Genomic DNA, 6,392 nt, shown 5'->3' with positions numbered 1-6,392 from the left:
GGCGGGGCAACCGGGGCGGCGCCGTCGTGCACGCACCGGCGAAGACCAGCGCGGCCTACATGCTCGGCCTGCTCCTGCAGAGCGAGTCCGTTGCGGTCGCCGATCTGGGCATGGCGTTGCAGGAACTCGAGCCGGCCTGCGCCGCGCTGGCCGCCCAGCGGCCCGACCGGGCCGACACCTTGGTGCCGGAGCTCAAGCGAGTCAACGATTCGATGGCCGAGCACCTCGACGACGGTCGGCTTTTCACCGAAATCGGCCGGGAATTCCACGATCTCATGGTTCGCGGCTGCGGAAACCACACCATCATCGCGGTCGTCGGCAGCCTGGAGACGCTGTGGACCAGCCACGAACAGCAGTGGGCCGACGAGAGCGCCGCGCGCGGCACCTACCCGTCGCTGGCGCAGCGCCGCGCGGTTCTGGCCACCCACACCAAGCTGACGGAGACCATCGCGGAGGGTGACGTCGACCGCGCTCGCCGCATTGCGGGCCGCCACCTCGCCGACACGCAAACGTACGTGCTGTCCGGCCGGCCCGATCAACGGATCTATGCGCTTTCACCGCAGGCGTTGTCACGCCCGCGGGATATCCGGCACTCCTGAGAGGCAGCCTGCTGGGTGAGCGGCAAGTCCATGCGAACCGCAGTGGTCACCGGCGGCAGCGGCGGGATCGGCAAGGGATGCGGTCGCAAGCTGTGCGAGCTGGGTTACGACGTGGTGCTGGTGGCGCGGCGCGAGGGCCCCTTGCGCGCGGCCGCCGACGAGCTCGGTGCGCGATACGTCGCGGCCGATGCGTCCGACCCGGACGGATTTGCTTCTGCGATAAGCACATTGGAATCGATCGATCTCGTGGTCCACGCGGCCGGCACACTGGGCGGCACCTACGCGCGCAAGCAGACCTTCGAGCAGTGGCGGACGATCATTTCGGCCAACCTGGATTCGTGCTTTGTGGTCACCGCCGCGGCGCTGCCCCGGATGCGCGCGGGCTCGCGGTTCGTGTTCATTTCGTCGTCGGCGGCGCACGAACCGATGATGGCCCGCACCGCCTACTCCGCGTCCAAAGCCGGCATGAACGCGTTCGCCCGCGCGTTGGCGCTCGAGGTCGACCGCGACGGCATCGCCGTGCACATCGTCACGCCCGGCCCGGTGGAAACCGAGATGTTGCAGGATGTTCCCTTCGAGATGTACGCAATTCGCGTGTCGGACGTGGCGGATGCGGTCGCGTGGCTGGACACCGTCGACCCGTCGGTGGACCTGCCGGAAATACGGCTTTCCGCCGTGCAGCGGGGCCCGTATGCCCGCCCGCCGGTGGTGCCTACCGAAGCGCGGCGCCGGCGTCAGGGAACGCCTTGATGACCGATTCGCCGAACTCCCGCAGCGAATCGGGCTTAGCGAAATCGGCGAACCACACATAGAACCGCTCGACGCCCTGGCCGGCCAGACCGCCGAAGTGCCGGATCAGCTCGTCGGCATCGCCGCATATCAGGCCCGACCCCAGGTTGCCGAATCGTCGGGTGCTCACCTCGCGGACGGCGTTCGGATCGTCGCCCGAGCGGGCGAACCCGATCATCTGCTGAACCGAGACCCGCGCGGATCCCGTTTGCGAGGCGAGCTTCGGCAGCCGGTCGATGCGATCCGCCTGCAGATTCCACCAATCCGCATAGTTACGAACGAGTTCCATCATGCGCGGTCCGCTGCCGCCCAGGACCAGCGGTATCGGATGGTTCCGTTTGGGTAGCTGAACGGGGCCACCCTCGTCGGCGCCGTCGCCCCAGTACTGCCGGATCAGGGCCAGGTGACGCCCGAGTTGCACAACGCGGGCCACCGGATCCTGTTGGCCCACTTCGAATCTGGTGAATTCCGCCGGCCAAGATCCCGCGCCCAGGCCGAGGTCGAATCTCCCTTCGGAAGCGTCCGACAGGGTGACGGCTTGCTTGGCGAGCACGGCGGGATGCCGGAAGGCGTCGCACAGCACCAGGTGACCGATCCGCAGCCGCTGCGTCTTGGCCGCCACCCACGTCGCAATCGCCATTGCCTCCCAAATGCTTTCGTTGGGCAATCCGGGTGCTTCCAGATGATCGATGAAGGCGATTCCGTGGAAGCCGCTGGCCTCGGCGTGCAGCGCCCGATCGGCGATGTCGGCCGCGGGCAACCGCACCTGCGGCAGGAACAGATACCACTCGACCATGCACCCACCTAATGCTCGCGCCGATTGCAACAGCGTCGCTAGTTTACTATTTTTATTATGTTAGGGGTCTTATGGATGTCGGTCTGACTTCGGAGCAGCTGTCGCTGCGCGACACTGTGCGCGACATCCTGCGCGCCGAGTGTCCCCCCGACGCCGCCCGTCAAGCGATGACCGACCCCGAACGCTGGCGCGCCATCTGGAAGACGGTTGTCGACCTCGGCTGGACGGAACTTGCCGCACCAGAGGCTAGCGGCGATTACGGGCCCGTGGAGTTGGCGGTGGTTCTCGAGGAGTGCGGCGCCGCGATCGCGCCGATCCCGTTGCTGAGCAGCGTCGGCCTGGCCGCGGGTGCGTTGCGCGCCGGTGGCCTCGACGCGGCACTGGCCGACATCGCCGGCGGCGTCGTCGCCACCCTGGCGGTGCAGTGCCCCGGCCGCCGCCTGCCCGGGGCCCCGGTGACCCTGCGGGACGGGCGCCTACGCGGGCGGGCCGTCGCGGTGCCCAACCTGTCCCGGTCGGAGCTGATCGTCACGCTGGCCCGATCCGATGACGGCGTCCTGGTGGCCGTGGCCCGCTGCGGCGACGGGGTGACGCCGGTGCCGCCGGGCGAATCGACCGACCCCGCCCAACCGGTGGCCGACGTGGAGATCGACGTCGAGCCGTTGGCGACCGCACCGGTCGGCGTCGGGTCGGCGCTGACGGCGCCGTTGGTAGCCGCCGCGGCCGACCTGGTCGGCGTTGCGAGCGCCGCCCTGCATCGATCCGTCGAGCACGCCAAGGCGCGCCGTCAGTTCGGTACCCCGATCGGGGCCTTCCAGGGGATCAAACACGCGCTGGCCGATAACTACGTCGGCCTGGAACGCGCCCGCAGCCTCACGTATGCGGCGGCGTCCCGCCTCGGCGATCCCAGCGCCATGCCCGCGGACGCGTGGACCGCGGCGGCCCTGGCCAAGGCGGCGGCCGGCGACGCGGCGGCCAATTGCGCGCGCACCGCGGTGCAGGTGCACGGCGCGCTGGCGCAGACCTGGGAACACGACATCCACCTCTATGTCCGGCGCGCGTGGCAAGGCGCCGCACTGCTCGGCGACAGTCGCGCGCTCTACCACGCGGTGGGCCGCCGCTTCGCGGGAGGCGCGGCGTGAGCGCCGTCGTGCAGGAATTCGCCGCCTGGCTGACGAAATTCCTGCCGAACGACTACTACGAGAACTATCGCCAGTACCGCTGGGACCTCCCGCTGCGGCGCGACTATCAACGGGCCGCGTTCGAGGCCGGATGGATACAACCGACGTGGCCCCGCGAACACGGCGGTCGATCGCTGGGCCTGCGCGACGCCATGGAAGTGCGGCTCGAAGGGGCGATGCGCTCGGCGCCCAAGCTGCCCAACATCGCCGGCCCCAACGTCGCAGCGCCCGGCATTCGTCAGTTCGGCACACCCGCGCAGATCGACCGCCTGCTGGTGCCCCTGCTGCGCGGCGAAGAATGGTGGGCGCTGGGCATGTCCGAGCCCGAAGCCGGGTCGGATTTCGCCGGCTTGCGCACCCGCGCCGCGCGCGACGGAGACGTGTTCCGGATCAACGGTCACAAGATCTGGACCACCCAGGCGCACGAGTCGCGGTGGTGCACGCTGTACGCCCGCACCGATCCGGACGCACCGAAACACCGCGGCATCTCGTGCCTGATCCTCGACCTGCACTCGCCCGGGGTGCGGATCGAACCCATCCGGATGGCGTCGATCTCCGACGAGACGTTCTGCGAGGTCTTCCTCGACGACGTCGAGGTGCCCGCGGAAAACCTGCTGGGGCCACTGCACGGCGGTTGGAACGTCGCGCTGGCCTCGCTGCAGCACGAGCGCCGGATGATCTGGGTGATGAACTGGGTCGAGATCAAGCGAGGTCTCGACTCGGTGCGGGGCACCCACGACGACGATCTATACACCGAGCTCGGCTCGCTGCTCGCCGATGCCGAAGCCCTGCGAGCCACCGGCTACCGCTCGCTCGGCAACGAATTGGCCGGACGACCCAGCCCCGAAGCCGACATCCTGAAACTGCTCGGATCGGTTACTTTGCAACGTGTTTGGGAGCTCGGCGCCGCCGCGGCGGGTCCGAGCTCGGCGGGAGACCCGGATCTGCTCTTCGAACGCCAGGATGCGCTGGCGGCAACAATCTACGGCGGAACGTCGGAGGTCCAGCGCAACATCATCGCCGAGCGGGTGCTCGGGCTGCCGAAGGGATGAGCACGATGGACTACGACCTCGGCGACGATGCCGGCCAACTGCGAAACCATTTGCGGGAGCTGATAGCCAATCACATTCCCGCCGACTTCCTGGGCGCCTGCACCGACGATCCCCGCGACCTGGCGACCACCGAGACATTCTGCAAGCTGCTCGCCTCCGAGGGGCTGCTGGCCCTGGCCTGGCCGAAAGAGCATGGGGGCGGCGGTGGTTCGGTGTGGCAGCAGACGGTGCTGCGCGAAGAAATGTGGGCCCAACACGAGCCCCGCGGTCCGCAGTACATGGGGATCAACTGGGTGGGCCCGGCGCTGATGCGCTACGGCACCGCCGAACAAAAGGCCAAGCACCTGGCGGCCATCGCCTCCGGCGACGTCATCTGGTGCCAAGGATTTTCCGAACCCGAAGCCGGAACCGACCTCGCGTCGTTGCGTACCCGCGCGGTGCCGGATGGTGACGGATGGCGCATCACCGGCCAGAAGGTGTGGACGTCGTATGCGCTGATGGCGTCCTGGTGCGTGCTGGCGGCGTGCACCGACCCCGACGCCCCAAAACCCAAGCGGCTCACCCTGTTTCTGATCCCGATGGACCGGCCCGGTTTCACCGTCCGGCCGATTCCCTCGATGCTCGGACCGCACCACCTCAACGAGATGTTCCTCGACGATGTGCCGGCGTATCCCGGCGACGTGCTCGGCGAGATCGGCGACGGGTGGCGGGTGATGCGCGAGGCGCTCGCATTCGAGCGGGTGGGCATCGCGCGGTACGCCCGCTGTGAATCGCTTCTCGATCGGATGCGCACCGAGCTCGGCGACGACTGGAATGCGTTGCCCGAATCGATTCGCGCCCGCTGGGTGCGGGCGTTGGTGGACCTTCGGGTCGCCCGGCTGCTGGCCTATCGGGCGGTGTCGCTGCAGGACGATACCGCGGCGGGCGCGGCCGCCAGCGCCGCTCGGATCGTCACCACGACGTGCGATCAGCAAGTGGCCGAGCTGCTGTTCGATGTGCTGGGGCCGACCGCGCTGGACAGCGGCGCCTCGGCGCCGTTGCACGGAGCGATCGAAGACCATTGGCGTTACGCGCAGGCGGCCACCGTGGCATCGGGCACCATCGAGGTGCAGAAAATGTTGGTGGCCCGTGACGTGTTGGGAGAGCACCGGTGAAAACCGACCTGCCGCAAGATATCAGCGACTTCGCCGACGTTGCCACCAAGCGGCTCACCCGGTTCGGCGGGCCGCCGGCGGCGCTGCGCGCCGAGACAGATGACGAGGTTCGGCGGTCGGCGCGCGCGGCCCTGAGCGAGGTCGGCGCGTTCGAGCTCGACGTCCGCTCGGCGGCCGACGATCTGCTGGCCGCCGCGGTGCTCTGCCAGGCCGCCGGCGCGACGGCGCTACCCTATCCGCTCGTCGAAGAGCTGCTGACAATCGACGGCGCCCGCCTGGCCCTGGTCAATCCGGACGCGCCGCGCATCGATCACGGCGATCTACCCGGCGACTGGATCGCCGCGGACCTGGACGGCAACCGCTACCACCCGCAGCCCGGGTCACGGACGAACGCCAAACTCGGGCCGTTTCTGGTGCCGGCCACTCTGAGCGCACCCGATGGAACCGTGCCGGCCGCCGACGTTAATCTTCATCTCGTGCTGGGATCATGGCGGATTCTGGGATCGGTGCAGCAGTCGCTGCGGATCGTCACCGAACATGTGCGAGCCCGAATCCAGTTCGGCAAGCCGCTGGCCGATTTCCAGGCGGTCCGGTTCGCCGTCGCCGACGCCGCAGTCGCGGTGCGCGGGCTCCATGAGCTCGCCAAATACACCATCTCCCGCCCGGAATCGGTAGCGCCGCAAGCCCGTTCGGCCGACGCGCTCGTCCTCCGGCTCAAGGCATCCGACACCGCGCGGCAGGTGCTGCGCACTTCCCATCAATTACTCGGCGCGTTGGGCTTTTGCGACGAGTCCGACGTCAGCGTGCTCGACCGGCACACC

At 68.8% G+C, this 6,392-nt stretch carries 7 protein-coding genes; 6 read left to right on the top strand and 1 reads right to left on the bottom strand.

The window, feature by feature from the left end:
- On the top strand, window positions 1-599 hold a 599-nt coding region (locus A5745_RS06105), incomplete at its 5' end, for a FadR/GntR family transcriptional regulator (RefSeq protein ID WP_076115469.1).
- A gap of 30 nt (window positions 600-629) precedes the next feature.
- Complete coding sequence (locus A5745_RS06100; protein ID WP_076115468.1) at window positions 630-1,349, top strand: SDR family oxidoreductase; 720 nt, start codon at window positions 630-632, stop codon at window positions 1,347-1,349.
- On the opposite strand, the gene A5745_RS06095 is transcribed toward A5745_RS06100, so the two are convergent.
- Window positions 1,312-2,184: an LLM class flavin-dependent oxidoreductase gene (locus tag A5745_RS06095; protein ID WP_076115466.1), complete on the bottom strand. Its 873-nt coding sequence runs from the start codon at window positions 2,182-2,184 to the stop codon at window positions 1,312-1,314. The two genes, A5745_RS06100 and A5745_RS06095, sit on opposite strands and share 38 nt — an antisense overlap.
- Before the next feature lie 71 nt (window positions 2,185-2,255).
- On the opposite strand from A5745_RS06095, the gene A5745_RS06090 reads away from it, so the two are divergent.
- The 4 genes from A5745_RS06090 to A5745_RS06075 form a co-directional block, all read left to right on the top strand.
- Complete coding sequence (locus A5745_RS06090; RefSeq protein ID WP_076115465.1) at window positions 2,256-3,326, top strand: acyl-CoA dehydrogenase family protein; 1,071 nt, start codon at window positions 2,256-2,258, stop codon at window positions 3,324-3,326.
- A complete protein-coding gene (locus tag A5745_RS06085; RefSeq protein ID WP_076115464.1) occupies window positions 3,323-4,417 on the top strand; it encodes an acyl-CoA dehydrogenase family protein in 1,095 nt (364 codons plus the stop codon). The genes A5745_RS06090 and A5745_RS06085 overlap by 4 nt, the downstream gene beginning before the upstream one ends.
- A complete protein-coding gene (locus tag A5745_RS06080; RefSeq protein ID WP_175879774.1) occupies window positions 4,414-5,571 on the top strand; it encodes an acyl-CoA dehydrogenase family protein in 1,158 nt (385 codons plus the stop codon). The genes A5745_RS06085 and A5745_RS06080 overlap by 4 nt, the downstream gene beginning before the upstream one ends.
- Window positions 5,568-6,392 (top strand): acyl-CoA dehydrogenase family protein (locus tag A5745_RS06075; RefSeq protein ID WP_076115463.1); only part of this gene is annotated, 825 nt, incomplete at its 3' end. The genes A5745_RS06080 and A5745_RS06075, both read left to right, overlap by 4 nt.

The sequence above is a fragment of the Mycobacterium sp. IS-2888 genome, assembly GCF_001954215.1.
Taxonomy (GTDB): domain Bacteria; phylum Actinomycetota; class Actinomycetes; order Mycobacteriales; family Mycobacteriaceae; genus Mycobacterium.
Note: the sequence above shows the minus strand (reverse complement) of the source record. Positions and strands in the feature narration are given on the sequence as shown.

Coding starts and splice junctions, on each gene's coding strand:
- A5745_RS06100 (WP_076115468.1), top strand. CDS start 630: ATGCGAACCGCAGTGGTCACCGGCGGCAGCGGCGGGATCGGCAAGGGA.
- A5745_RS06095 (WP_076115466.1), bottom strand. CDS start 2,184: ATGGTCGAGTGGTATCTGTTCCTGCCGCAGGTGCGGTTGCCCGCGGCC.
- A5745_RS06090 (WP_076115465.1), top strand. CDS start 2,256: ATGGATGTCGGTCTGACTTCGGAGCAGCTGTCGCTGCGCGACACTGTG.
- A5745_RS06080 (WP_175879774.1), top strand. CDS start 4,414: ATGAGCACGATGGACTACGACCTCGGCGACGATGCCGGCCAACTGCGA.